Below are 23,726 nucleotides of genomic sequence, written 5' to 3'. Positions count from 1 at the left end.
CCCCGCGGGCCATGCAACGCCGCGCGGCGCTCGCCTTCGTGGCCTTCCTGGGACTGGCCGCGGAGGAGCCCCTCCACGAGATGGGCCCCTTCCCCACCCGGGAGATGTTCCCCCTCTACCTGCCCACCATGGCCTACCAGCCGGTGGACCCCGTTCCCCTCGGGCGGGGCCGCTGGCGGTGGGCCCTGCACTGGATCGAGGCCAACACCTTCCAGTTCTCGGACATCTTCGAGCAGTATGCTCCGCGGGACGCCTCCGGCCGCGTGGCCGTGACCGAGGCGGTATTCGCCTCAGCCGCCGCCGCTTTTCCCGATCTCCCGACCCTGTACTACTTCGACGAAGAGATCGCCCGGTTCGAGCTGGAGGGAAGGTATGGACTGTCCGACACGACCGACCTGTGGTTCCGGCTGCCGGTCCAGAACCACACGGGGGGCTTCCTCGATCCTCTGATCGAGGGCTTTCACAGGATCGGATTCGAGCAGCCCGGACGGGACCGCGTCCTGCAGAACCAGGTGACTCTGGCGGTGGCCCAGAACGGCAAGGTCGCCTTCTACAACGATGAACGCATCCTCGGGAAGACCCAGGATCCGGTCCTGGGGCTCACCCACCGCCTGCTGGCGTCGCCCGCATGGACGCTCTCCGCCGCGGTCAGCCTCAAGCCCCCCCTCACCCATACCTACGACGCCTTCCGGTCCGGCTGGGATCAGACCTACGGGATCACAGGCGCCTGGAGGCCGGGGGGGCGGCATGTGTTCTATTTCGGCGGGGCCTTCGTCCGCCGCCCCCACGGAAGCCCGGAGTACACGGACATCGGGTTCCGGAACGGGGCCGGCGCCCATGCCACCTGGGAATACCGCCGTTGGCGGCGGGTCCAGCCCTTCCTCCAGCTCTACTGGCAGAGCGGCTACCTGCCGCGACGGCCCTCCCAGCACTTCGACCAGCCCAGCCTCCAGCACGATGTGGGAGTGCACTGGCACTGGACGCCCCACACCACCCTGACCTTCCGCTACCTGAACAACATCTCCCACCGGGGGAACACCGCGGACATGGGCCTTGGCGCGAGCCTGACGGCGCATTTCTAGGTAGAATGGGCGTTTGAATCCATGCGAGGTGCCCCATGGCCACGGCCAAAGTCCGCGAGATCCTGTCCTGGTACAGCTCTGAAAACCCCGGCGTGAAAGCCAACCTGGCCCGGATGATGAACACGGGCCGCCTGGCCGGCACCGGCAAGTTCGTGATCCTGCCCGTGGACCAGGGCTTCGAGCACGGCCCCGCCCGCAGCTTCGCGCCCAACCCGGCCGGCTACGATCCCCGCTACCACGTGGAGCTGGCCATCGAGGCCGGCTGCAATGCCTACGCCGCGCCCCTGGGCTTCATCGAACACGTGGCCTCCGACTACGCCGGCGACATCCCGCTCATCCTCAAGCTCAACAACAGCGACATCCTTAGCAAGGGCCACGAACCCTGCAGCGCCATCACGGGCAGCGTGGAAGACGCCCTGCGCCTGGGCTGCGCCGCCATCGGCTACACCATCTACCCCGGCAGCGGTGACCGCAACATCCAGTACGAGAGCCTGCGCGAGCTGATCCTCGAGGCCAAGGCGGTGGGCCTGCCCACCGTCGTCTGGTCCTATCCCCGGGGCGCGGGCCTGACCAAGGAGGGCGAGACCGCCGTGGACGTGGCCGGCTACGCCGCCCAGATCGCCGCCCAGCTCGGCGCCCACATCATCAAGGTGAAGCCCCCCAAGCAGCACCTCGAGGTGAAGGAAGCCGCCGCGGCCTTCGAGAAAGCCCAGATCCCCACCGAGACCATGGCCGACCGGGTGAAGGAAGTGGTCCGCAGCGCCTTCAACGGCCGCCGCATCATCATCTTCAGCGGCGGCGAGGCCAAGGGCACTGAGGCGGTACTCCAGGAAGTGGCCGAGCTCGCCAAGGGCGGGGCCTTCGGCAGCATCATGGGCCGCAATGCCTTCCAGCGGCCCAAGGCCGAGGCCATCCAGCTGCTGCACGCGGTGATGGACATCTTCGCGAAGGCTTAGCATTCGCTCGGAACGCTGCGCGTTCCGCGTATGAAGAGCGGCGCATTCGCGCCGCTCTTCCGTTTGGCTGTCATGTGCTGGATCAGCGACCTACGGTCGCGACGATCTCCCGGAAGAACGCATTGACCTGGCGGGCCACCTTCAGGTCGCCGTAGGCGCCGGCGGTGATGACCACGCAAAGGTCCAGGTCGGGCGCGACGAAGATGCGCTGGCCGCCATTCCCGAAGGCCGCGGCCCAGGGCACGGCCCGGTCATGCCAGGCCGCGGAGCCGGTCCACCAGAGATACCCGTAGCCTGTGTCGTCGAAGCCGGTGCGGAGCCGTGGTGTCAGTGAGGCGTCGATCCAGGCCGAGGGCACGATCTGGCGGCCCTGCCATTGGCCTCGGTTCAGGACCAGGCGGCCGAGCTTCGCCATGTCCCTGGGCCGCATCCGCAGCCCCGTGTAGGCCATAGGCCTCCCGAGGAAATCTCCCACCCACTCCACATCCCTGATCCCCAGGGGCTCGAACAAGGCCGTCCGCGCGTACTCCGTCCACGGCATGCCCGTGGCACGCGCAAGGATGTCCGCCAACAGCAGGGCGCCCCCGCTGTTGTAGTTGAAGACCGTGCCCGGCGCCACCGCCACGGGACGGCTCAGTGGATGGTAGACCGGGGTCCACTTCCACATCAGCTTGTGCTCATCGTCGGGCCCGTCGCCGCCCTCATGCCAGGCCAGACCGCTGCTCATCCCGAGGAGGTGCTCGAGCGTGATGGCCCGTCGCTCCGGCGAGGCCAGCTCGGGGAATTCCGGGTAGAACTCGAGCACCGGGGTGTCCACGCGCTTCAGCCGCCCCTGGGCCAGCGCCACCCCCACCAGCAGGCCGATGACGCTCTTGCCCACGGACCGCGCGTCGTGCCGCACCTCGGGACCGAAGGCCCGCGTGTGGGCGAAGAGGCTGTTCACGGTGCGGTCCCTGCCCGTCCGGTAGGCCTCTGCGACCAGCCGGCCGTGCCGTTCGACAACCACGCCATGGAGATTGGCCCGGCCGTCCATCATCTCCAGAAGAAGGGCGTGAAGGCGGGCGGGATCGAAGCCGGCCTCGGCGGGACTCAGCCGCTGCCAGCCGTCCCCCGCGAGGGCCGGCGTTTCGAGGGGCGCGACTGGCGATGCGGCCTGGGCATGGGCCAGCGCATGCAGCAGCAGGAGGACCCACCCAAGGAACCAACTTGGACACCGCCCTGCCACATGGATCGCACCGAACCCCCTGGATGGCGTCATGGCAGGCCCCTCTCCTCTCCACCGGCGGGTGGGAACAGGATGGTATCTGTCACGTGTGCCGCCCGGACGACGGCGTGGTGACAGATCAAGATCTTTCCTTCGGTGGGTGCTCCAGGAACACGAGGCCCGGCGACTTTTCCGCCGTGGTGCGCCGCTGCCAGTCGTTCTCGAAGAGGATGGCGGGGTTGCCCTCCGCGTCCTCCACCAGCTCGCCCCAGAAGCGGCTGGGCTCAGGCCAGCCGCCCTGGATCCAGCGGGCCATCTGGAAGCCACGGGTTTCCAGCAGCACGGGGCAGGCGTACTCGTCCTTGAGGCGGTGCTGGAGCACCTCGAACTGAAGGCGGCCGATGGCGCCGAGGATGGGCAGGGGCGCGCCGCCCTTGGGCCAGAAGACCTGCACCACGCCTTCTTCCGCGATCTGGTTCAGGCCCTTCAGGAAACCCTTGCGGGCGCCGGGATCCGCCAAGCGGACGGAGGAGAACTGCTCGGGCGAGAAGCGGGGCACGGCATGGAACTCGATGGGACCGGCGGCGCTCAGCACGTCACCGATGCGGAAGAGGCCCGGGTTGATGAGGCCCAGGATGTCGCCGGGGTAGGCCTCGTCGACGATCTGCCGCTCACGGCCGAAGAACATGTGGGGGTAGTTCAGCTTGATGGACTTCTTCTCGCGCACGTGCAGGGCGTCCATGCCCCGGTCGAACTTCCCGGACACGATGCGGGCGAAGGCCACGCGGTCCCGGTGGGCCTTGTTCATGTTGGCCTGCACCTTGAACACGAAGGCTGTGAAGGGCTGATCCGGCGCCACCTCGCCACCGTCCATCAGGGGCCTCGGGCCCGGCGCGGGCGCCAGTTCCAGGAACTCCTCCAGGAACTCCGCCACGCCGAAGTTGTTCACCGCGGAACCGAAGAACATCGGAGACTGCTCGCCGCGCAGGAAGGCCTCCCGGTCGAAGGACGGCAGCACGTGGTCCATGAGGTCCACGTCATCCTTGAGCTGCTGGAGCTCGGCGGGTGTCAGCAGGGCGGCGATCTCGGGATCGTCCAGTCCCCCCTGCCCGGCGACGCGGGCTTTCCGGCCCGCTTTCGCCCGCTCGAAGACCTGGATCTGACCCGTGGCGCGCACGTAGACGCCCTTGAAGTCCGTGCCGGAGCCGATGGGCCAAGTCATGGGCACGGCATGGAGGCCGAAGAGCTCCTCCACCTCGTCGATGAGCTCCACGGGTTCGCGGCCCGGTCGGTCCAGCTTGTTCACGAAGGTGAAGATGGGGAGCTTGCGCTCGTTGGCCACCCGGAAGAGCTTCTTGGTCTGTTCTTCCACGCCCTTGGCGCAGTCCAGGAGCATCACCACGGCGTCGGCGGCCGTGAGCGCCCGGTAGGTGTCCTCGCTGAAGTCCTGGTGGCCCGGCGTATCCAGCAGGTTAATGGCCCGGCCCTGGTACTCGAACTGCATGGCCGCGGAGGTGACGCTGATGCCGCGCTCCTGCTCGATGCTCATCCAATCCGAGTGGGCCGCCGCCCCGCCCTCGCGGGCCTTCACGCTGCCCGCCCGGTCGATGGCGCCGCCGTAGAGCAACAGCTTCTCGGTCAGCGTGGTCTTGCCGGCGTCGGGGTGGCTGATGATGGCGAAAGTTCGCCGCCGCTGGATCTCTTCGGAGAGGGACATGGGGTTCCGGAGCAAAGAAAGGCGCGGCGGATGCCGCGCCTTTCCATTGTCCCGCGACGGGAGGGGAGACTCAACCCCGGGCCGCCATCCGGCGCTGGACCTCGGCCTCGTCCACATCCTCGATGTGGGTGGCGATCCACCACTGATTGCCCCACGGGTCCTGCACGCCGGCATTCCGGTCTCCGTAGAACTGGTCCGAGGGCTCCATGAGCGAAACCCCGCCAGCCGCCAGGGCGGCCTGGTACAGCGCATCGGTGTCGGGGACATAGAGGTAGAACCCCGTGGGCATGGGCTTCCAGGGCTCCCGGGCCTGGGCCAGCATCACCATGGAGTCGCCGATGCGGACTTCCGCATTGGCGATGGCCCCGTCCGGGCGTACCGCCCGGCTGCGTTCCTCCGCCTGGAAAGCGGCCCGAAGAAAGGCGATGAAGCCCTCTCCGTCCGGCACGATCACGTAGGGCGTGACCGTGTGGTACCCCATCGGAACCGGCTGGACCATGGCGTCCTCCTTCTTTTCGTTCTCCAGAAGGGCGAGGATGCGCCCTTTCTGGAGCATCGAGCGGCTATTTGGTGATGCCGACCTGCTGGAGCAGCCACGCCGTCTCGAAGGCCTTGTCCTTCAGGGCGTCGTAGCGGCCCGAGGCGCCGCCGTGGCCGGCGGGGTCCATCTTGATCTTCAGCAGCAGCGGGTTGGCGTCGGTCTTGAGGGTGCGGAGCTTGGCGACGTACTTGGCGGGTTCCCAGTACATCACCTGGCTGTCGTTGAAGCTGGTGGTGACGAGGATGGCCGGGTAGGCCTTCTTCGCCAGGTTGTCGTAGGGGCTGTAGGCCCGCATGTAGTCGAAGGCGGCCTTCTCGTTGGGATTGCCCCACTCCAGGTACTCGCCCACGGTCAGGGGCAGGCTGGCATCCATCATGGTGTTCATTACGTCCACGAAGGGCACGGCGCTGTGGACGGCCTTGAAGAGGTCGGGCCGCAGGTTGGTGACGGCGCCCATGAGCAGGCCGCCGGCGCTACCGCCTTCGATCACCAGACGATCCTTGCTCGTCCATTTCTCCTTCACCAGGTGGTCGGCGGCATCGATGAAGTCGGTGAAGGTGTTCATCTTCTTCATGAGCATGCCATCGTCGTGCCATGCCTCGCCCATCTCGTTCCCGCCCCGGATGTGGGCGATGACGTAGACCATGCCCCGATCCAGCAGGCTGAGGCGGGGGATGGAGAAGGTGGCGGACATGCCGAAGCCGTAGGACCCATAGGCATACAGGAAGAGCGGCGCCGACCCGTCGAGCTTCACGCCCTTCTTGTAGACCACGGACAGGGGCACCTTCGCGCCGTCACGAGCCGTGGCCCAGAGGCGTTCCGTGGCGTACTGGGACCTGTCGTAGCCGCCCAGTACCTCGGTCTCCTTCAGGAGGGTCTGCTTTCCCGAAGCCATGTCGCAGTCGTAGATGCTCTGGGGCGTGATCATGGACTGGTAGGCGAAACGGAAGGCCTTGGCAGTGTATTCGGGCGTCCCACCGGGGAAGGCCGCGTACACCCGCTCGGGGAACGCCACATCCTTCCAGGCGCCGGTCTTGACGTCCTGGATCCTGAAGCGGTCCAGGCCTTCGTGCTTTTCGGCCACCACCAGGAAGTCGCGGAAAGGCTCGAGGCCTTCGATCAGCACATCCGCGCGATGGGGGATGAAGGTCTTCCAGTGCTTGGGATCCGGCGTCGCCACCGGGGCCGTGACCACACGGAAGTTCTTCGCGCCCTTGTTGGTGCGGATGTAGAAGGTCCCCTCCCGGTGTTCCACATCGTACTTGTGGCCCTTCTCCCGGGGCAGGAGAACCTTGAAGGCGCCCGTGGGCTTGGATGCGGCCAGGTACCGGGTTTCCCAGGTATCCGTCGACTGGCTTTCCATCAAGAGGAACTTCCGGTCCTTCGTCCGCCCCACTCCGATGCGGTACAGCTCGTCCTTCTCCTCGTAGATCAGTTCAGGCTTGCCACCCTTGAGATCCAGCCGCCAGAGCTGATTGGAGCGCTTGGTGACATCGTCCTCCGTGACGAAGAAGAGGTGCCGGGAATCCGCCGCCCAGGTGAAGGAGGTCACCCGCTCGGCGAGCGGACTGCTGACCTTGCCCGAGACCAGATCCTTCGTGAAGAGCTTGTACTGGCGGAAGCCCGTGGCATCGGTGCTGTACAGCAGGGTGCGGTCATCGTCGCTCACGGACATGCCGCCCAGGCCCAGGAACTTCAGCCCCTTCGCCAACTCGTTCTGATCCAGCAGGACCTCTTCGGCGGCCTTCTCGTCGTAGACTCCATCCTTTCCGGCCTTCCGGCGGCACTGGATGGGGTACTGCTTCCCCTCCTCGGTGCGGGCGTAGTAGTAGAAGACGCCGCGGCGGACAGGGACGCTGAGATCCGTCTGCTTGATGCGGCCCAGCATCTCCTTGTAGAGCGCCTCGGAGAACGGCTGGAGGTCCTTGGTCATGGCCTCGGTGTAGGTATTCTCGGCATTCAGGTAGGCCACTACCTCGGGATTGGCCTTCTCTCGCAGCCAGAACCAGGGATCGTTCACCGTCTCCCCGTGCCAGAGGCTTGTGTGGGCCTTCTGGGGCGCGACGGGGGGCTTGGGGGCAGGATCGGCAGCCATGAGCAATCCACAGGCGAGCAGGGTAGCTGGAATATGAAATAATCGGTGCATGGAAATACCCTCACGACACAAGGTATCACACAAGAAGGGGCCCCGCAGGGCCCCTTCTTGTGTTTGTCCACCTCGGCGGCGGAGGTCCTACTTCGCGTCCACGACGGGGATGCGCATGCCGTAGAAGGATCGCCACACGAACACGGCCGAGATCAGGAAGAAGATCAGGGCGGCGACATGGGCCGTGGCGGGGTTGAGGGTGATGGCCAGTTCCACGGCCAGGAGGCCGAAGAGGGTCGTGAACTTGATGACCGGGTTCATGGCCACCGAGGAGGTGTCCTTGAAGGGATCGCCCACGGTGTCACCCACGACGCAGGCATCGTGGAGCTCGGTGCCCTTGGCCTTCAGCTCGGTCTCCACGAGCTTCTTCGCGTTGTCCCAGGCGCCGCCGGCGTTGGCCATGAAGATGGCCTGGTAGAGGCCGAAGACCGCGATGGAGATCAGGTAGCCGATGAAGAAGTAGTGGTTCACGCAGGCGAAGGCCAGCGTGGAGAAGAACACGGCCAGGAAGATGTTGAACATGCCCTTCTGGGCGTACTGGGTGCAGATCTCCACGACCTTCTTGGAGTCCTCCACCGAGGCCTTCTCGGCGCCGGCGTCCAGGTTGATGTTCTGCTTGATGAACTCCACCGCGCGGTAGGCGCCCGTGGCCACGGCCTGGCAGGCCGCGCCGGAGAACCAGAAGATGACCGCGCCGCCGGTGACGATGCCCAGCAGGAAGAGGGGGTTCAGCAGGGACAGGCCCTCCTGCACCGCCATCTGGCCCGGCAGGGTCGGCAGGACGGAGCCGTACTTCGCGGACAGCACCTGGATGATCGAGAAGATCAGGGTGGTGGCGCCCACGACGGCGGTGCCGATGAGCACGGGCTTGGCAGTGGCCTTGAAGGTGTTGCCGGCGCCGTCGTTCTCCTCGAGGAACATCTTGGCTTCCTCGAAGTCGGGCTTGAAGCCGAAGTCCTTCTGGATCTCCGCCTCGATGCCGGGGAGGGTCTCGATGGTGGAGAGCTCATAGACGGACTGGGCGTTGTCGGTGACGGGGCCGTAGGAGTCCACGGCGATGGTCACGGGGCCCATGCCCAGGAAGCCGAAGGCCACGAGGCCGAAGGCGAAGATGGCGGGGGCGGCCATGAAGGCGCCCAGGCCGAAGGTGGACACGTAGTAGGCGGCGCCCATGAGGACGACGATGGTGAGGCCCATCCAGTAGGCGGAGAAGTAGCCCGCCACCAGACCGCCGATGATGTTGAGCGACGCGCCACCTTCCTTGGAGGCCGTGACGACCTCCCGCACGTGGCCGGAGTTGGTGGAGGTGAAGGCCTTCACGAGCTCGGGGATCAGCGCGCCAGCCAGGGTGCCGCAGGTGATGATGGTGGAGAGCTTCCACCAGAGGCCGCCGGGCAGGTCGCTGATGAGGACCTTCGAGAGGGCGTAGGTCATCACGATGGAGACGATGGAGGTCAGCCACACCAGGGAGGTGAGGGGCACTTCGAAGTCGAACTTCTTGGCGCTGGCGAACTTGGCCTTGGCCCACAGGTTGTTGATCCAGTAGGAGACGGCGGAGGTCACGATCATGCCCACGCGCATGACGAAGATCCACACCAGCAGCGCCACCTGGATGGCCTGGTAGTTGGGCCCGGCGGTGGTGGGGTTGACGGCGAGCAGGATGAAGGTGATGAGCGCGACGCCGGTGACACCGTAGGTCTCGAAGCCATCCGCCGTCGGGCCGACGGAATCGCCCGCGTTGTCGCCGGTGCAGTCGGCGATGACGCCGGGGTTGCGCGCGTCGTCTTCCTTGATCTTGAAGACGATCTTCATGAGGTCGGAGCCGATGTCGGCGATCTTGGTGAAGATGCCGCCCGCGATGCGGAGGGCGGCGGCGCCCAGGGACTCGCCGATGGCGAAGCCGATGAAGCAGGGGCCGGCGGCGTCACCGGGGATGAAGAGCAGGATGGCCAGCATGAGGACCAGTTCCACCGAGATGAGCAGCATGCCGATGGACATGCCGGCCTTGAGCGGAATGGCCATGGTGGGGAAGGGCTTGCCGCCCAGGCTGGCGAAGGCCGTGCGGGAATTGGCGAAGGTGTTGATGCGGATGCCGAACCAGGCCACCGCCACGGAGCCGAGGATGCCGACGATCGAGAACAGGAGGACCACGATCACCTGCGGCCAGCTCATGGCCGGGTGGGCCAGGAACCTGAAGTAGGCCACCATGATCACCGCGATGAAGGACCAGAGGATCGCGATGAACTTGATCTGGGTCATCAGGTAGGTCTTGCAGGTCTCATAGATCAGCTCGGAGATCTCGAGCATGGACTTGTGGACCGGGAGGTTGCGGATCTGGGAGTACTGCACCAGGCCGAACCCGATGCCGAGCAGGCAGATGAAGAGGCCGATGAGCAGCAGGTTGTGGCCCGTCATGCCCATGAAGCTGCCCTGCAGCGCGGGGATCTTCAGTTCCGCCTCGCCACCCGCGAAGGCCGGGGTGGAGAGCAGAAGGGCGAAGAGCGCCGTCATCCCCCCCTTGAAGAGTCTGGTCGATGCCAGAGAGTCAAGGAGACGTTTCATCGTCGCCATGGTTGTTCCTCCAGTTGGGTTAAGGAGAGGGAGAATGGAAAGCTGGATCGGCCGGATGCGGGTCGGAACATGGTGGCCTGTGCGGAAGCTGCACGAGCCCCACGCGGGGGCGTTCCACCAAAGATCATGTCTAGATCGGGCTTGATTTTAGCGGACCGCTGCTTGCAAACGCAAGACTTCAGGCCAGCCTCCAAATCAAGGTCCCATCGGGGTGGGACTGGACGATGCCCATTGTCACAGCTTGCCTTGCTCCAGCATTAGCGCTTGGGAATCGAGGATCGTCCGAAGATAATCGGGTCAGATATGGCCCCGCCATTGAAAGAGGGCCCCGCCGCCAAACGCGGGCGCTCCGACCCACCTCCCCGTTTTTCAAAGGAGTCACCCTATGTCCGTTGCTGAACAGAGCATCGCGGGCGCGGAAGCACGCGGCCACGGCTTCCTGGCCTCGTCGGTCGGCCGCAAGGTCGTCATGGCGGCCACCGGCGTCATCCTCTTCGGATTCGTCACGGTCCACATGCTGGGCAATCTGACGTCCTACATGGGTGCCGAGGCGATGAACCACTACGCCGAGTTCCTGCACACCATGATCCATGGCATGGGCATCTGGGTGTTCCGGGCGGTGCTGCTCACCGCGGTCGGCCTCCACATCTGGGCCGCCACGACCCTCACGCTGGACAACATGGCCGCCCGTCCCGTCGGCTACCGGAACCAGAAGAACGTCGCCTCCACCTGGGCTTCCCGCACCATGCGCTGGAGCGGCGTCATCCTCGCCGCGTTCATCGTCTACCACCTCCTGCACCTCACCACCGGCACCGTCCATCCCAACTTCGACCGCGCGAACCCCTACGCCAACTTCGTGAACGGCTTCAAGGTTCCCGCCGCGGCGGCCTTCTACATCGTGGCCCAGCTCTGCCTGGGCCTGCACATGTGGCACGGCGTGTGGAGCTGCACCCAGAGCTTCGGCCTGGCCCATCCCCGCTACGACAGCCTGCGGCGCAACTTCGCCACCGGCCTGACCGTCCTCGTGGTGGGCGTGAACATCTCCTATCCCATCGCCGTCCTGACCGGCTTCATCCACTGATCCCAGGGAGCGCTCCATGGAACTCAATGCCCGAATCCCAGACGGCCCGATCGACAAGAAATGGGAAAAGCACAAGTTTGATCTCAAGCTCGTGAACCCGGCCAACAAGCGCAAGTACAAGGTGCTCGTGGTCGGCTCCGGCTTGGCCGGTGGCGCCGCGGCGGCCTCCCTGGCCGAGCTCGGCTACGAGGTCGAGTGCTTCTGCTACCAGGACAGCCCCCGCCGGGCCCACTCCATCGCGGCCCAGGGCGGCATCAACGCCGCCAAGAACTACCAGAACGATGGCGACAGCGTGTACCGCCTGTTCTATGACACGGTGAAGGGCGGCGACTTCCGCGCCCGCGAGGCCAACGTGCATCGCCTGGCCGAGGTCAGCAACAACATCATCGACCAGTGCGTGGCCCAGGGCGTGCCTTTCGCCCGGGAATACGGCGGCCTGCTGGACAACCGCTCCTTCGGCGGCGCCCAGGTGAGCCGCACCTTCTACGCCCGCGGGCAAACCGGCCAGCAGCTGCTCATCGGCGCCTACCAGGCCCTGGAGCGCCAGATCGGCCTTGGCAAGGTGAAGATGTTCCCCCGCCACGAGATGCTGGAAGTGATCGTGGCCGACGGCGTGGCCAAGGGCATCGTCGTGCGCGACATGGTGACCGGCGAGGTCACCTCCCACGTCGCGGATGCGGTCTGCCTCGCGACGGGCGGCTACGGCAACGTGTTCTACCTGTCCACCAACGCCAAGGGCTGCAACGGCACGGCCGTATGGCGCGCCTACAAGAAGGGCGCTGCCTTCGCGAACCCCTGCTACACGCAGATCCACCCCACCTGTATCCCGGTCACCGGCGACCACCAGAGCAAGCTCACGCTCATGTCCGAGTCGCTGCGCAACGACGGCCGCATCTGGGTACCCAAGCGCAAGGAGGACTGCGGCAAGCCCGCCGACCAGATCCCCGAAGAGGATCGCGACTACTACCTGGAGCGCAAGTACCCCTCCTACGGCAACCTGGCCCCCCGCGATGTCTCCAGCCGCGCGGCCAAGCAGGTCTGTGACGAGGGCCGCGGCGTCGGGCCCACCCGCCTGGGTGTCTACCTCGACTTCAGTGATGCCATCAACCGTCTGGGCGCCAACAAGATCGAAGAGAAGTACGGCAACCTCTTCGAGATGTATGAGCGCATCACCGACGAGAACCCCTACAAGACCCCCATGCGCATCTTCCCGGCCAGCCACTACACCATGGGCGGCCTTTGGGTGGACTACAACCTCATGAGCACCATCCCCGGCCTCTTCGTGCTGGGCGAGGCTAACTTCTCCGACCACGGCGCGAACCGCCTGGGCGCCTCGGCGCTCATGCAGGGCCTGGCCGACGGCTACTTCGTGATCCCCTACACCATCGGCGGCTACCTGGCCGGCATCAAGCCCGGCACCCGCATCAAGGTCGACGATCCCGCGGTGAAGGCCGCGGAGCAGGCGGTCACTGATCGGACGAACCAGCTCATGTCCATCGGCGGCAAGGAGACCCCCACCCACTTCCACCGCGAACTGGGCAAGGTCATGTGGGAGATGTGCGGCATGGGCCGCAATGAGGCCGGACTCAAGAAGGCCCTGGAACTCATTCCGCAGATCCGCGAGGAGTTCTGGAAGAACCTCCGCATTCCCGGAACCGGGAACGACGTGAACCAGTCCCTCGAAGCCGCAGGCCGCGTGGCCGACTTCCTGGAAATCGGCGAGCTGATGTGCCTGGACGCCCTCGAGCGCCGCGAGTCCTGCGGCGGCCACTTCCGCGAAGAGTGGCAGACCGAGGAAGGGGAGGCCCTCCGCGACGACGAGAACTTCGCCCATGTGGCCGCCTGGGAGTACAAGGGCGAAGGCCAGGCTCCGGTGCGCCACACCGAGCAGCTCGCCTTCGAGAACGTCCACCTCGCGACCCGCAGCTACAAGTGAGGAACTGAGCCATGTCCAAGCACCTCAATCTCACCCTTCACGTGTGGCGGCAGAAGAACGCCAAGTGCGACGGCAAGTTCGTCGAGTACCCCGCCGAGAACATCAGCCCCGACATGTCCTTCCTGGAGATGCTCGACGTCGTGAATGAAGGCCTCATCCGCAAGGGTGAGGAACCCATCACCTTCGACCACGACTGCCGCGAGGGCATCTGCGGCACCTGCAGCATGGTGATCAACGGGCGCCCCCACGGCCCCCGCGAGCGCACCACCACCTGCCAGCTGCACATGCGCAGCTTCAAGGACGGGGACAGCATCACCCTCGAACCCTGGCGCGCCGAGGCCTTCCCGGTCATCAAAGACCTGATGGTGGACCGCGGCGCCTTCGACCGCATCATCGCGGCCGGCGGTTTCATCAGCGTGCCCACCGGCTCGCCCCAGGATGCCAACGCCCTGCCCATCCCCAAGCAGAGCGCCGACCTCTCCATGGATGCGGCCGCCTGCATCGGCTGCGGCGCCTGCGTGGCCGCCTGCCCCAACGCCAGCGCCATGCTCTTCGTGTCCGCGAAGATCAGCCACCTGGGCCACCTGCCCCAGGGCCAGCCCGAGCGCCACCTCCGCGTCCGCGACATGATCGCCCAGATGGACGCCGAGGAGTTCGGCACCTGCACCAACCACGGCGAGTGTGAAGCCGCCTGCCCCAAGGGCATCAAGATGGAGAACATCGCGCGCATGAACCGCGACTTCATCAAGGCCAGCCTCACCTACCGGCCCGCCACCAGCGGCGGCGGCGTGGGCTGAACCAGCCCTGCACCAAAGGAAACGCCCGGCGACTGCCGGGCGTTTCCTTATTTAGAAATCCTCGCCGGATTGGAACGGGGGGAAGTTGCATCGTGCCGAGCCGGAACCTGTCTGGATACCCGGCAGACTCATCCTTGCTTGACCGCATGTCCACCGAATTCCTGGCGCATCGCCGCCACCAGCCGGTCCGAGAACGACTCGGCATCGCGCGAGCGCAGCCGTTGGATCAGCGCCTGGGTGATCACGGGTGCCGGAACGTCCAGATCGATCGCTTCGTCCACGGCCCATCGGCCCTCCCCCGAATCCGCGACGTAGGGGGCGATGCCGGCCAAGCCACCCGGCTTCGCCAGTGCGCTGGCGGTCAGGTCCAGCAGCCAGGAGCGCACCACGCTCCCGTGCCGCCAGATCTCGGCCACCTGGCTCACATCCAATTCGAATTCCTCTTTGTGCCGGAGGATTGAGAAGCCTTCCGCGTACGCCTGCATCAGCCCGTATTCGATGCCGTTGTGAACCATCTTGGCGAAGTGGCCCGCGCCGCACGGGCCGACCCGACCCCAGCCACCGCCTTCTATGGGGGCCAGGCTCCCGAAGACCAGCCGTAGGCGCTCGATCACCGCCGGATCGCCCCCCACCATCAGGCAGTAGCCCTCGGTGAGTCCCCAGACGCCCCCGCTCGTCCCGCAGTCCAGGTAGTAGACCCGCCTTTCCGCCACCGTCGCCGCCCGACGCAGCGTGTCCTTGTAATGGGAATTGCCCCCGTCGACGATCACGTCCTCCGCTGACAGCAGCGGCAGCAGGGCGTCGATCGTCTGGTCCACCTTCTCCCCGGCGGGCACCATCAGCCAGAGGACCCGCGGCCCCGGCAGGCCGCCCGCCAGCGCCTCCAGCGACCCGGCGACGTCGAGCCCGTGGCCTTGCAGGCGTCCGCGGGCCCCGTCATCCGGGTCGAAGCCCACCACGCGGTGGCCGGCTCCAGCCAGGCGCCGGGCCATGCCCGCGCCCATCCTGCCCAATCCGATCATGCCGATGTCCATGGTGACGCTCCTTGGGTTCGATTCCGGCTCCATGAATGGTGTGCCCATATGCAACGGTGTTGCCACAATGTCTCCACGTGGGCTATCCTCCAATTGTATGGGATCCCAATCAAAAATACCTCCAGGCAGCGATCCGACCACCCGGCGGGTCTTCCAGGCCTTGCGCGCCATCGTCAGGGATCTGCGCCTGGCCTCCACCTCATGTGAGAAACAATTCGGCCTGAGCGCCGCCCAGCTGTTCGTCCTCCAGGCCCTCCGCGACCAGCCGGGCATGAGCCTGGGCGAGGTGGCGGCCCGAACGGTCACGGACCAGAGCTCCGTATCGGTCGTGGTCCGGAAGCTCCAGGAGAAGGGCCTGGTCCAGAAGCATGTCTCAGCCGAGGATGGGCGCCGGCTGGAGCTGTCCCTGACGGCAGCCGGGCAGCGCCTTTCCGGGCTGACCCCTCCGACGGTGCAGGACCTGCTGATCCGGCGCATCGCCGGCCTGGAGGGCGGGAACCGGGCCCGGCTCGCCGATCTGCTCGAACACCTGGTTCCCCCGAGCCTGGAGGCCCGGCCAATGTTCTTCGAGGATTCACCACGCCCTGCGCGCGGAAGGAGGAAGCCATGACGGGCGCAAGGTCACCGTTCCAGCAGTCCGGAGAGGGCCTCCCTGTGGCCCCGAGCCTCGCACCGGCCCTGGAGAACGCCCGGATTCCCATCGAGCGCGCCATCGTCGATGGCCGGGTCGCCCTCATCAGCCTGCTCGCCCTCGCGCTGGGCGTGGCCGCAGGGTACCTCGCCGAACTGCTCGTCCGGCTCATCGGGCTCGTCACCAACCTCGCCTACCACCATCGATTCTCCACTGAGTTCGCCTCGCCGGCCGGGCACCACCTCGGCTGGCCGGCCATCTTCATCCCGGTCGCGGGAGGGATCCTTGTCGGCCTGATGGCCCGGTACGGATCCCGCGCCATCCGCGGGCATGGCATCCCCGAGGCGATGGAACAGGTCCTGCTCAACGAGAGCCGCATCCCGGCCCGCATCACCTTCCTCAAGCCCCTCTCCGCCGCCATCGCCATCGGCACCGGCGGCCCCTTCGGTGCGGAGGGCCCCATCATCGCCACCGGTGGCGCCCTCGGTTCCCTCCTCGGGCAGGTCCTCTCGACCACGGCCCTGGAGCGCAAGACACTGCTGGCGGCGGGCGCGGCGGCCGGCATGGCGGCCACCTTCGGGTCTCCGGTTTCCGCGGTGCTCCTCGCGGTGGAGCTGCTGCTCTTCGAGATGCGCCCGCGCTCCATCATCCCCGTGGCCCTGGCCAGCGCGGCCGCCACCGGCGTCCGTTTCTCGCTCGTCGGCATCCGGCCGGTCTTCCCCATGCCCACGCTCGCCACCCCCGGCGGCTCCGCCTTGGCCGTCTACATCGCCCTCGGCGCCCTGGTCGGCCTGGCCTCGGTCTACGTGACCCGGGCCATCTACTGGATCGAGGACGGCTTCGAGCATCTGCCCATCCACTGGATGTGGTGGCCCGCCCTGGGCGGACTCGCCGTCGGCGTCATCGGCTACTTCGTCCCCCACACCATGGGCGTGGGCTACGACAACATCCAGGCCATCCTCTCGGCGAACCTCATTGGGACCGGCCTCCTGGTCCTGTGCCTGGCCAAGTTCCTCTCCTGGTCCATCGCCCTGGGCAGCGGCACGTCCGGCGGAACGCTGGCCCCCCTCTTCACCCTGGGCGGCGCGCTGGGCGCCCTCCTGGGCGGCTTGGTCGCCGCCGCCTTCCCGGGGGCGGGCGTGGACCCCCGGATTTGCGCGCTGGTCGGCATGGCCGCCATCTTCGCGGGCGCCTCCCGGGCCATGCTGGCCTCCGCCGTGTTCGCTTTCGAGACGACCCTGCAGCCGCTGGGCCTGCTGCCTCTGCTGGGCGGATGCTCCGCCGCCTACCTGATCTCGGCCCTGATGATGCGGAACAGCATCATGACGGAGAAGCTCGCCCGGCGCGGCATCCGGGTCCCGGAGGAGTACTCCGCGGATTTCCTGGATCAGGTCCTGGTCCAGGATGCGGCCTCGAGCCCCGTGGTGACCCTGGAGGCGGACCAGTCGCTCAGTTCGGCGCGGCGCTGGATCGAAGCTGGAGCGAATGGCGCCTCCCATCACGGGTTCCCCGTCGTCGAAGGTGATGGATCCGTGATTGGCGTGCTCACGCGGCGGGACCTGCTGGAGGCCTCCCATCCCCCGGAGGCGTCCATCCGGAACCTGATCCACCGGGATCTGGCCGTGGCCTTCGGGGGCAACTCGCTCCGCCAGGCGGCCGATCACATGGTCCGCGAGGCCGTGGGACGCCTTCCTGTCCTGGACGCGGACTCCAGGCTGATCGGCATCCTCACGCGGAGCGACCTGCTGGAGGCGCATACGGCCAGGCTGACCTCCTCGGAGGTTCCGAAGCGCACCTTCCGGGTTGGATAATCACTCCATCAGCGGTTCCAGGTGATAGGGAATGGAGATGACGATGGTCTTGGGCTTCGACAGCAATGTGCCCTTGATGCGCCAGGCCGTCTGGTTATGGAGCAGGTTCGCCCACCAGTGGCCGGTCACGAACTCGGGGAGGATGACGGTGATTGTGTACTCCGGTTCCGCCTGCCGCATGCGATCCAGCTCGTTCACGATGGGTTCGACGATCTTCCGGTAGGGGCTGCGGATGGACCGGAGCGGAATCCCCTCGCAATACCGCGGCCAGTCGGAGCGCAGCTTCTCCAGGGCCGCGCTGTCCCGGCCGTGCTCGTCGGGAAAGTCGATGGTCAGGGCCTCCACCTCGCCATGTCCGGCGATGACCTTCGCGTAGTTCAGGGCCTGCACCACGCCGGCATGGATCCCCGACACCAGGACCACCACGCGGTTCCGGCGGGGCCCGATGAAGTCCACACGGCTGGCCGCGAGGATGGACTTCACCCGGATGTAGTGCCGGTGGATGTTGAAGAACGTGGTGACCATCACCGGCACGAGCACGATCACGATCCACGCCCCGTGGGTGAACCGCGTCACGGCGATAACCAGCATCACGATCAGGGTGGTCACCGCGCCCAGGCCATTGACCAGCGCCTTGAGCCGCCAGTGGGGGCCCCTCAGCCGGAACCACCGGCGCACCATGCCCGTCTGGCTGATGGTGAAGCCCAGGAAGACGCCCACCGCGTAGAGCGGTAGCAGGTGGTCTTCCTTTGCACCGAAGAGCAGGACCAGGAACCCAGCCGCCAGGGACAGGATGAAGATCCCGTTGGAGAAGACCAGGCGATCCCCCTGGCTGGTGAACTGGCGGGGCAGGAAGCCGTCCCGGGCATGGAGCGCGGCCAGGCGGGGGAAGTCCGCATAGGCCGTGTTCGCCGCCAGGGCCAGGATGGCCATGGTGAAGCCTGTGGTGGTGAGGTAGACGAGCTTCGGAAACCCGTGTTCCGCGCCGCCCAGGATGATCCGGGTGAGCTGGGACAGAAGGGTCTCGGGCGAGTCCGGATGGTAGGTCAGCCCGTAGTGGTTCGTCAGGTAGGTGATGCCCAGGAACATGCCCCCCAGGATCACCACCATCCAGGTCATGGTCTTCGACGCATTGCGCGACACCGGGTCTTTGAAGGCCGTGACGCCATTGCTGATGGCCTCCACGCCCGTCAGCGCAGTGCAGCCGGCGCTGTAGGCTCGGGCCAGAAGCCAGACGGCGGCCAGCCGGGAGGTCCCTTCGAGATGGGCCGCGGCCACGTGAGCGGCGGCCGCCCCATGCCCCGTGGCCACGTTCCAGAAGCCCTTGAGCAGCAGGCCCACGATGCAGACCACGAAGCCATAGGTCGGCAGGGAGAAGACCAGGCCGCTCTCCTTCACCCCGCGAAGGTTCATCAGGGCGATGAAGGCGATAATTCCCTCGGCCAGCAGCACCCGGTGGGCCTCCAGCCCGGGGAAGGCGGAAACGATGGCCGAGACGCCCGCGGATACCGATACGGCCACGGTGAGGATGTAGTCGATCAGCAGCGAAGCGCCCGCCGTCTGGGCCGCGGCCTCGCCGAGGTTGTCCTTAGCCACCAGGTAGGCGCCGCCGCCGCTGGGATAGGCGTGGATGGTCTGGCGGTAGCTCACGTTGAGGATCAGCAGCAGGCCCACGATGCCGAGAGCCACCCACCAAGACCACCCGAGCACCCCTGCCCCGAACACCGCGATGGCCGCCGTGAGCGGCGCCATGATCTCCTGGGTGCCGTAGGCCACGGACGACAGCGCGTCCGAACTGAACACCGCCAGGGCGATGGGATTGCTGATCCGGGTCTCGTGGCTTTCCTCGCTGGCCAGACGCCGGCCCAGGAGAAGGGTTCTGTAATTGGGCATGACCGGGGTTCCTGGGATGGCGGGTCCAGACGGGATGACGATGGGACCGGCCCGGTCCACCTGCTCCGGGGCCGGGCCAACCGACAAGAATGGCCAGGAACGGCGTTAAGAATGCGTTAGGAATCCAGCCTAGAACGCCTGCCCCGACGACACCTCGATCGGTCCGCCTCAACTCCTAACAGCGTCTTAACGGGGCTCGAACCATGCTGTCGGATCGGGTGCCCCCTCACGGACCAGGTCGCCCGCAGGAGTCTCTGTGCACCTTGTGATGCCATGGTTCTTCCCATTCGCCGCGTTGGCAGCCTGGCTGGGCCTCCGGGCCGCGCGCGCGCTCTGGAACGAGGGTGAGGGCGGACGCACCAGCGGCTGGTGGATGCTGATCCTGATGCTTCTTCCCTTCTTCTTCTGGTTGATCGCCCAGATCCAACCCCGGGAAGGAATGCTCCGATGAACCTCACCCTCCTTCTGGCCTCTCTCCTGGCCCTGGGCCTTCTGGGCTACCTCACCTTCGCTCTGCTGAAGCCGGAGACGTTCCAATGACCCATGCCTGGTCCCAGAACCTGCTGTACCTGGCCCTGCTCCTGAGCCTGGCCTACCCCCTGGGAACCCACATGGCCAAGGTCCTTGAGGGCGGGCGCACCCTCCTCCACCCGATCCTGCGCCCCCTCGAACGAGGCCTCTATCGCCTCATGGGCATCCACGAGGACGATGAGATGGGCTGGAAGGCCTACGCCTGGTCCATCACCCTCATCAAGCTCCTCGGCCTGGCGGCGGTGTTCCTCCTGATGAAGACCCAAGCGGCCCTGCCCCTGAACCCCGAGCGCCAGGCCAACGTCGCCTCCGGCCTCTCCTTCAACACGGCCGTCAGTTTCATCACCAACACCAACTGGCAGGCCTACAGCGGTGAAACCACGCTGAGCTACCTCACCCAGATGCTGGGCCTCACGGTGCAGAACTTCATCTCCGCCGCGACCGGCATCGCGGTGCTGGCCGCGCTCGTCAGGGGCATCACGCGCCGCAGCGCCGCGGGCCTCGGGAATGCCTGGGTAGACCTGGTGCGCAGCACCCTCTATATCCTCCTACCCCTGTCCTTCGCCCTCGCCCTTTTCCTGGTCTCCCAGGGCGTCATCCAGAACCTGTCCGCCTACCTCCACACCGCCGGCGGACAGGTGCTCGCCATGGGCCCCGCGGCATCCCAGGTCGCGATCAAGATGCTCGGCACCAACGGCGGCGGGTTCTTCGGCGCCAACGCCGCCCATCCCTTCGAGAACAGCTCGCCCCTCTCGAATTTCGCCCAGATGCTGAGCATCCTCCTCATCCCCGCGGCCCTCTGCGTGACCTTCGGGCACATGGTGAAGGACCGCCGCCAGGGTTGGGCGTTGCTGGCGGCCATGACCGTGATGTTCGTCGGGGCCCTGGCCGTCTGCACGCAGGCCGAGGTGAAGGGCAACCCCGCCCTGGACGGCCTGGGGGTGACCCAGGTGGCCAGCCTCGATCAGCCGGGCGGGAACATGGAGGGCAAGGAGCTGCGGTTCGGCCCCGGCGGCTCTGCCCTCTGGGCCACAGCCACCACGGCTGCCTCCAATGGCTCCGTGAACGCCATGCACGACTCCTTCACGCCCCTGGGCGGCCTGGTCCCCCTATGGCTCATGCAACTGGGCGAAGTGGTCTTCGGCGGCGTCGGATCGGGGCTCTACGGCATGCTCATGTTCGCCCTGGTCGCCGTCTTCATTGGCGGCCTCATGGTGGGCCGCACCCCCGAATACCTAGGCAAGAAGGTGGAGGCCTTCGAGATGAAGATGGCCTCCATCGCCATCCTCCTGCCTTGCGCCGCTGTGCTGATCGGGACGGCCATCTCCGTGCTCGTTCCGGCGGCCGTGGCCTCCGTGAGCAATCCCGGACCCCACGGCTTCAGCCAGATCCTCTACGCCTGGAGCAGCGCCTCCAACAACAACGGCAGTGCCTTCGCCGGACTCAACGCCAACACGCCCTTCTACAACGACGGTCTAGCCGTCGCCATGCTCCTGGGTCGCTTCGGCGTGATCTGGCCCGTGCTGGCCCTCGCCGGCTCCCTGGTGAAGAAGAAGCACACGCCCGAGGGTCTGGGCACCTTGCCCACGCATACGCCCCTTTTTGTCGGCGTGCTCGTCGGAGTCGTGCTCCTGGTGGGCGCACTCACGTTCATCCCCGCCTTGGCCCTCGGCCCCGTCGCCGAGCACCTGACCCTGAGGAGCATCCGATGACCTCCCACTCGCGGCAGGACAGGCCTCTCTTCGAATCCGCCATCGTGCGACGCGCCGTGCTGGACTCCGTCCGGAAGCTGAACCCCCTTCACCAGATCCGGAATCCCGTGATGTTCACCGTCTGGATCTGCAGTGCCTTCACCACGGGCCTCTGGATCCAGGCCCTGACGGGCCGCGGGGAGGGACGCCCCGGCTTCATCCTGGCCATCTCTCTCTGGCTCTGGTTCACCCTCCTCTTCGCGAATTTCGCCGAAGCCATGGCAGAGGGCCGGGGCAAGGCCCAGGCGGATTCCCTGCGCCGGTCCAGGCGCGGCGTGAAGGCCAGACGGCTGCTCGGGGCCGACAGGATGGGGCCGCACGAGGTGGTCGATGCACCGGTCCTGCGCGTCAATGACCTCGTGCTGGTGGAAGCCGGCGAGACCATCCCCGGTGACGGAGAGGTGGTCGAGGGCGTGGCCTCGGTGAACGAAAGCGCCATCACCGGCGAGAGCGCCCCGGTCATCCGGGAGAGCGGCGGCGACCGCTCCGCCGTCACCGGGGGAACCTTGGTGCTTTCCGACTGGCTGTTGATCCGCATCTCGTCCAATCCCGGTGAGAGTTTCCTGGACCGCATGATCGCCATGGTGGAGGGCGCCAAGCGCCAGAAGACGCCTAACGAAATCGCCCTCGACATCCTCCTGGCCGGGCTCACCATCGTCTTCCTGTTGGCTACGGCCACCCTGTTGCCTTACTCCGTCTTCTCCACCAAGGCCGCCGGACAGGGGCATCCCGTGACGCTGACCGTGCTGGTCTCACTGCTCGTCTGCCTCATTCCCACCACCATCGGCGGCCTGCTCAGCGCCATCGGCATCGCGGGTATGGATCGCATGATCCAGGCCAATGTCATTGCCACATCCGGCCGGGCCGTGGAGGCAGCGGGCGACGTGGACGTGCTGCTGCTGGACAAGACCGGCACCATCACCCTGGGCAACCGGCAGGCCGTGGCCTTCCTGCCCGCCGATGGTCTGGACTTGAAGCATCTGGCGGATGCGGCCCAGCTCTCCTCCCTGGCAGATGAAACACCCGAGGGACGCAGCATCGTGGTGCTGGCCAAGGAACAGCACGGCCTCCGCGAGCGGGACCTCCACGCCCTGGACGCCCACTTCGTGCCCTTCACCGCACAAACCCGCATGAGTGGCGTGAACCTCGGCGCCCGCCAAATCCGCAAGGGTGCCGCCTCGGCCATCGAGGCCTACGTCCAGTCTCATGGCGGGTCGTTTCCGGAGGACTTGCGCCGGACCGTGGACCAGATCTCCATGACGGGCGGCACCCCGCTCGTGGTGGCCGAAGGATCACGTGCCCTCGGTGTCATCCAGCTCAAGGACATCGTGAAGGGCGGCATCAAGGAGCGCTTCGCGGAGCTGCGGGGCATGGGCATCAAGACCGTGATGATCACCGGCGACAACCCCCTCACCGCCGCCGCCATCGCCGCCGAGGCCGGCGTGGACGACTTCCTGGCCCAGGCCACGCCGGAAGCCAAGCTCAAGCTCATCCGTGAGTACCAGGCCGGCGGGCGTCTGGTGGCCATGACAGGAGACGGAACCAACGACGCGCCGGCCCTGGCCCAGGCCGATGTCGCCGTGGCCATGAACAGCGGCACCCAGGCCGCGAAGGAGGCGGGGAACATGGTGGATCTGGACTCCAATCCCACCAAGCTCATCGAGATCGTGGAGATCGGCAAGCAGATGCTCATGACCCGCGGTTCGTTGACCACCTTCAGCATCGCCAACGACGTGGCCAAGTACTTCGCCATCCTGCCCGCGGCCTTCGTGGCCACCTACCCGGCCCTGGGCGCACTCAACGTCATGCGGCTCCACAGCCCCGAGAGCGCCATCCTCTCGGCCGTGATCTTCAACGCCCTCATCATCGTCGCCCTCATCCCCCTGGCCCTGCGGGGCGTCGCGTACCGGCCGGTGGGGGCGGCGCAACTGCTGCAGCGGAACCTGCTGCTCTACGGGGCCGGCGGCCTGGTGGTGCCTTTCATCGGTATCAAGGCCATCGACTGGCTGCTCGCCGCGCTCCACCTCGTCGCCTAGAGGAGTTC

Annotated in this window: 17 protein-coding genes; 10 read left to right on the top strand and 7 right to left on the bottom strand. The window is 66.6% G+C overall.

Annotation, left to right across the window (positions count from 1 at the left end; all coding sequences use genetic code 11):
• The first annotated feature begins 11 nt into the window (after window positions 1-11).
• Together MLE64_RS01945 and MLE64_RS01940 are read left to right on the top strand one after the other, a co-directional pair.
• Window positions 12-1,082: a DUF3187 family protein gene (locus MLE64_RS01945; protein ID WP_243315214.1), complete on the top strand. Its 1,071-nt coding sequence runs from the start codon at window positions 12-14 to the stop codon at window positions 1,080-1,082.
• 35 nt (window positions 1,083-1,117) lie between these two features.
• On the top strand, window positions 1,118-2,038 hold the full coding sequence (locus MLE64_RS01940) for a class I fructose-bisphosphate aldolase (protein WP_243293538.1): 921 nt from the start codon (window positions 1,118-1,120) through the stop codon (window positions 2,036-2,038).
• A gap of 82 nt (window positions 2,039-2,120) precedes the next feature.
• Here the strand turns inward: MLE64_RS01940 and MLE64_RS01935 are convergent, their stop codons facing one another.
• The 5 genes from MLE64_RS01935 to MLE64_RS01915 form a co-directional block, all read right to left on the bottom strand.
• A complete protein-coding gene (locus MLE64_RS01935; RefSeq protein ID WP_243315211.1) occupies window positions 2,121-3,296 on the bottom strand; it encodes a serine hydrolase domain-containing protein in 1,176 nt (391 codons plus the stop codon).
• An 85-nt stretch (window positions 3,297-3,381) separates the two neighbouring features.
• Window positions 3,382-4,959 (bottom strand): peptide chain release factor 3, encoded by a 1,578-nt coding sequence (locus MLE64_RS01930; protein ID WP_243315209.1) that lies wholly within the window; start codon window positions 4,957-4,959, stop codon window positions 3,382-3,384.
• 70 nt (window positions 4,960-5,029) lie between these two features.
• Complete coding sequence (locus MLE64_RS01925; protein ID WP_243315206.1) at window positions 5,030-5,458, bottom strand: VOC family protein; 429 nt, start codon at window positions 5,456-5,458, stop codon at window positions 5,030-5,032.
• 64 nt (window positions 5,459-5,522) lie between these two features.
• Complete coding sequence (locus MLE64_RS01920; protein ID WP_243315204.1) at window positions 5,523-7,595, bottom strand: S9 family peptidase; 2,073 nt, start codon at window positions 7,593-7,595, stop codon at window positions 5,523-5,525.
• Between the two features lie 138 nt (window positions 7,596-7,733).
• The gene (locus tag MLE64_RS01915; RefSeq protein WP_243315203.1) at window positions 7,734-10,157 is read right to left on the bottom strand and encodes a sodium-translocating pyrophosphatase; all 2,424 of its coding nucleotides are present in this window, start codon (window positions 10,155-10,157) and stop codon (window positions 7,734-7,736) included.
• A 445-nt stretch (window positions 10,158-10,602) separates the two neighbouring features.
• Here MLE64_RS01915 and MLE64_RS01910 point away from each other — a divergent pair, with 445 nt between their 5' ends.
• The 3 genes from MLE64_RS01910 to MLE64_RS01900 are packed head-to-tail and all read left to right on the top strand — an operon-like array spanning window position 10,603 to window position 14,031.
• Window positions 10,603-11,298, top strand: coding sequence for a succinate dehydrogenase cytochrome b subunit (locus MLE64_RS01910; protein WP_243315202.1), 696 nt, complete (start codon window positions 10,603-10,605; stop codon window positions 11,296-11,298).
• 16 nt (window positions 11,299-11,314) lie between these two features.
• Window positions 11,315-13,234, top strand: a complete 1,920-nt coding sequence (locus MLE64_RS01905; protein ID WP_243315199.1) for a fumarate reductase/succinate dehydrogenase flavoprotein subunit — start codon at window positions 11,315-11,317, stop codon at window positions 13,232-13,234.
• Window positions 13,235-13,245: 11 nt separating this feature from the next.
• On the top strand, window positions 13,246-14,031 hold the full coding sequence (locus MLE64_RS01900; RefSeq protein ID WP_243315197.1) for a succinate dehydrogenase/fumarate reductase iron-sulfur subunit: 786 nt from the start codon (window positions 13,246-13,248) through the stop codon (window positions 14,029-14,031).
• Between the two features lie 128 nt (window positions 14,032-14,159).
• Here the strand turns inward: MLE64_RS01900 and gnd are convergent, their stop codons facing one another.
• Complete coding sequence (gene gnd / locus MLE64_RS01895) at window positions 14,160-15,065, bottom strand: phosphogluconate dehydrogenase (NAD(+)-dependent, decarboxylating) (protein ID WP_243315194.1); 906 nt, start codon at window positions 15,063-15,065, stop codon at window positions 14,160-14,162.
• Between the two features lie 160 nt (window positions 15,066-15,225).
• Here gnd and MLE64_RS01890 point away from each other — a divergent pair, with 160 nt between their 5' ends.
• Together MLE64_RS01890 and MLE64_RS01885 are read left to right on the top strand one after the other, a co-directional pair.
• Complete coding sequence (locus tag MLE64_RS01890) at window positions 15,226-15,675, top strand: MarR family winged helix-turn-helix transcriptional regulator (protein WP_243315192.1); 450 nt, start codon at window positions 15,226-15,228, stop codon at window positions 15,673-15,675.
• Window positions 15,672-17,507, top strand: coding sequence for a chloride channel protein (locus tag MLE64_RS01885; protein ID WP_243315191.1), 1,836 nt, complete (start codon window positions 15,672-15,674; stop codon window positions 17,505-17,507). Before MLE64_RS01890 ends, MLE64_RS01885 begins: the two co-directional genes overlap by 4 nt.
• Here MLE64_RS01885 and MLE64_RS01880 read toward each other — a convergent pair whose 3' ends face one another.
• Window positions 17,508-19,400, bottom strand: a complete 1,893-nt coding sequence (locus MLE64_RS01880) for an APC family permease (protein WP_243315189.1) — start codon at window positions 19,398-19,400, stop codon at window positions 17,508-17,510.
• Window positions 19,401-19,847: 447 nt separating this feature from the next.
• On the opposite strand from MLE64_RS01880, the gene kdpF reads away from it, so the two are divergent.
• Genes kdpF through kdpB form a run of 3 tightly spaced genes read left to right on the top strand, consistent with a single transcriptional unit; the run spans window position 19,848 to window position 23,718 of the window.
• Window positions 19,848-19,940 (top strand): K(+)-transporting ATPase subunit F, encoded by a 93-nt coding sequence (gene kdpF / locus MLE64_RS01875; protein ID WP_243293527.1) that lies wholly within the window; start codon window positions 19,848-19,850, stop codon window positions 19,938-19,940.
• Window positions 19,937-21,643 (top strand): potassium-transporting ATPase subunit KdpA, encoded by a 1,707-nt coding sequence (gene kdpA, locus MLE64_RS01870; RefSeq protein ID WP_243315188.1) that lies wholly within the window; start codon window positions 19,937-19,939, stop codon window positions 21,641-21,643. The genes kdpF and kdpA overlap by 4 nt, the downstream gene beginning before the upstream one ends.
• Window positions 21,640-23,718 carry a potassium-transporting ATPase subunit KdpB gene (gene kdpB, locus MLE64_RS01865; protein ID WP_243315185.1) on the top strand — a complete coding sequence of 693 codons (2,079 nt, stop codon included), beginning with the start codon at window positions 21,640-21,642 and terminating at the stop codon, window positions 23,716-23,718. The genes kdpA and kdpB overlap by 4 nt, the downstream gene beginning before the upstream one ends.
• The last annotated feature ends 8 nt before the right edge of the window (window positions 23,719-23,726 follow it).

Origin of the sequence: Geothrix paludis, assembly GCF_022808815.1 — a bacterium.
Taxonomy (GTDB): Bacteria; Acidobacteriota; Holophagae; order Holophagales; family Holophagaceae; genus Geothrix; species Geothrix paludis.
Note: the sequence above shows the minus strand (reverse complement) of the source record. Positions and strands in the feature narration are given on the sequence as shown.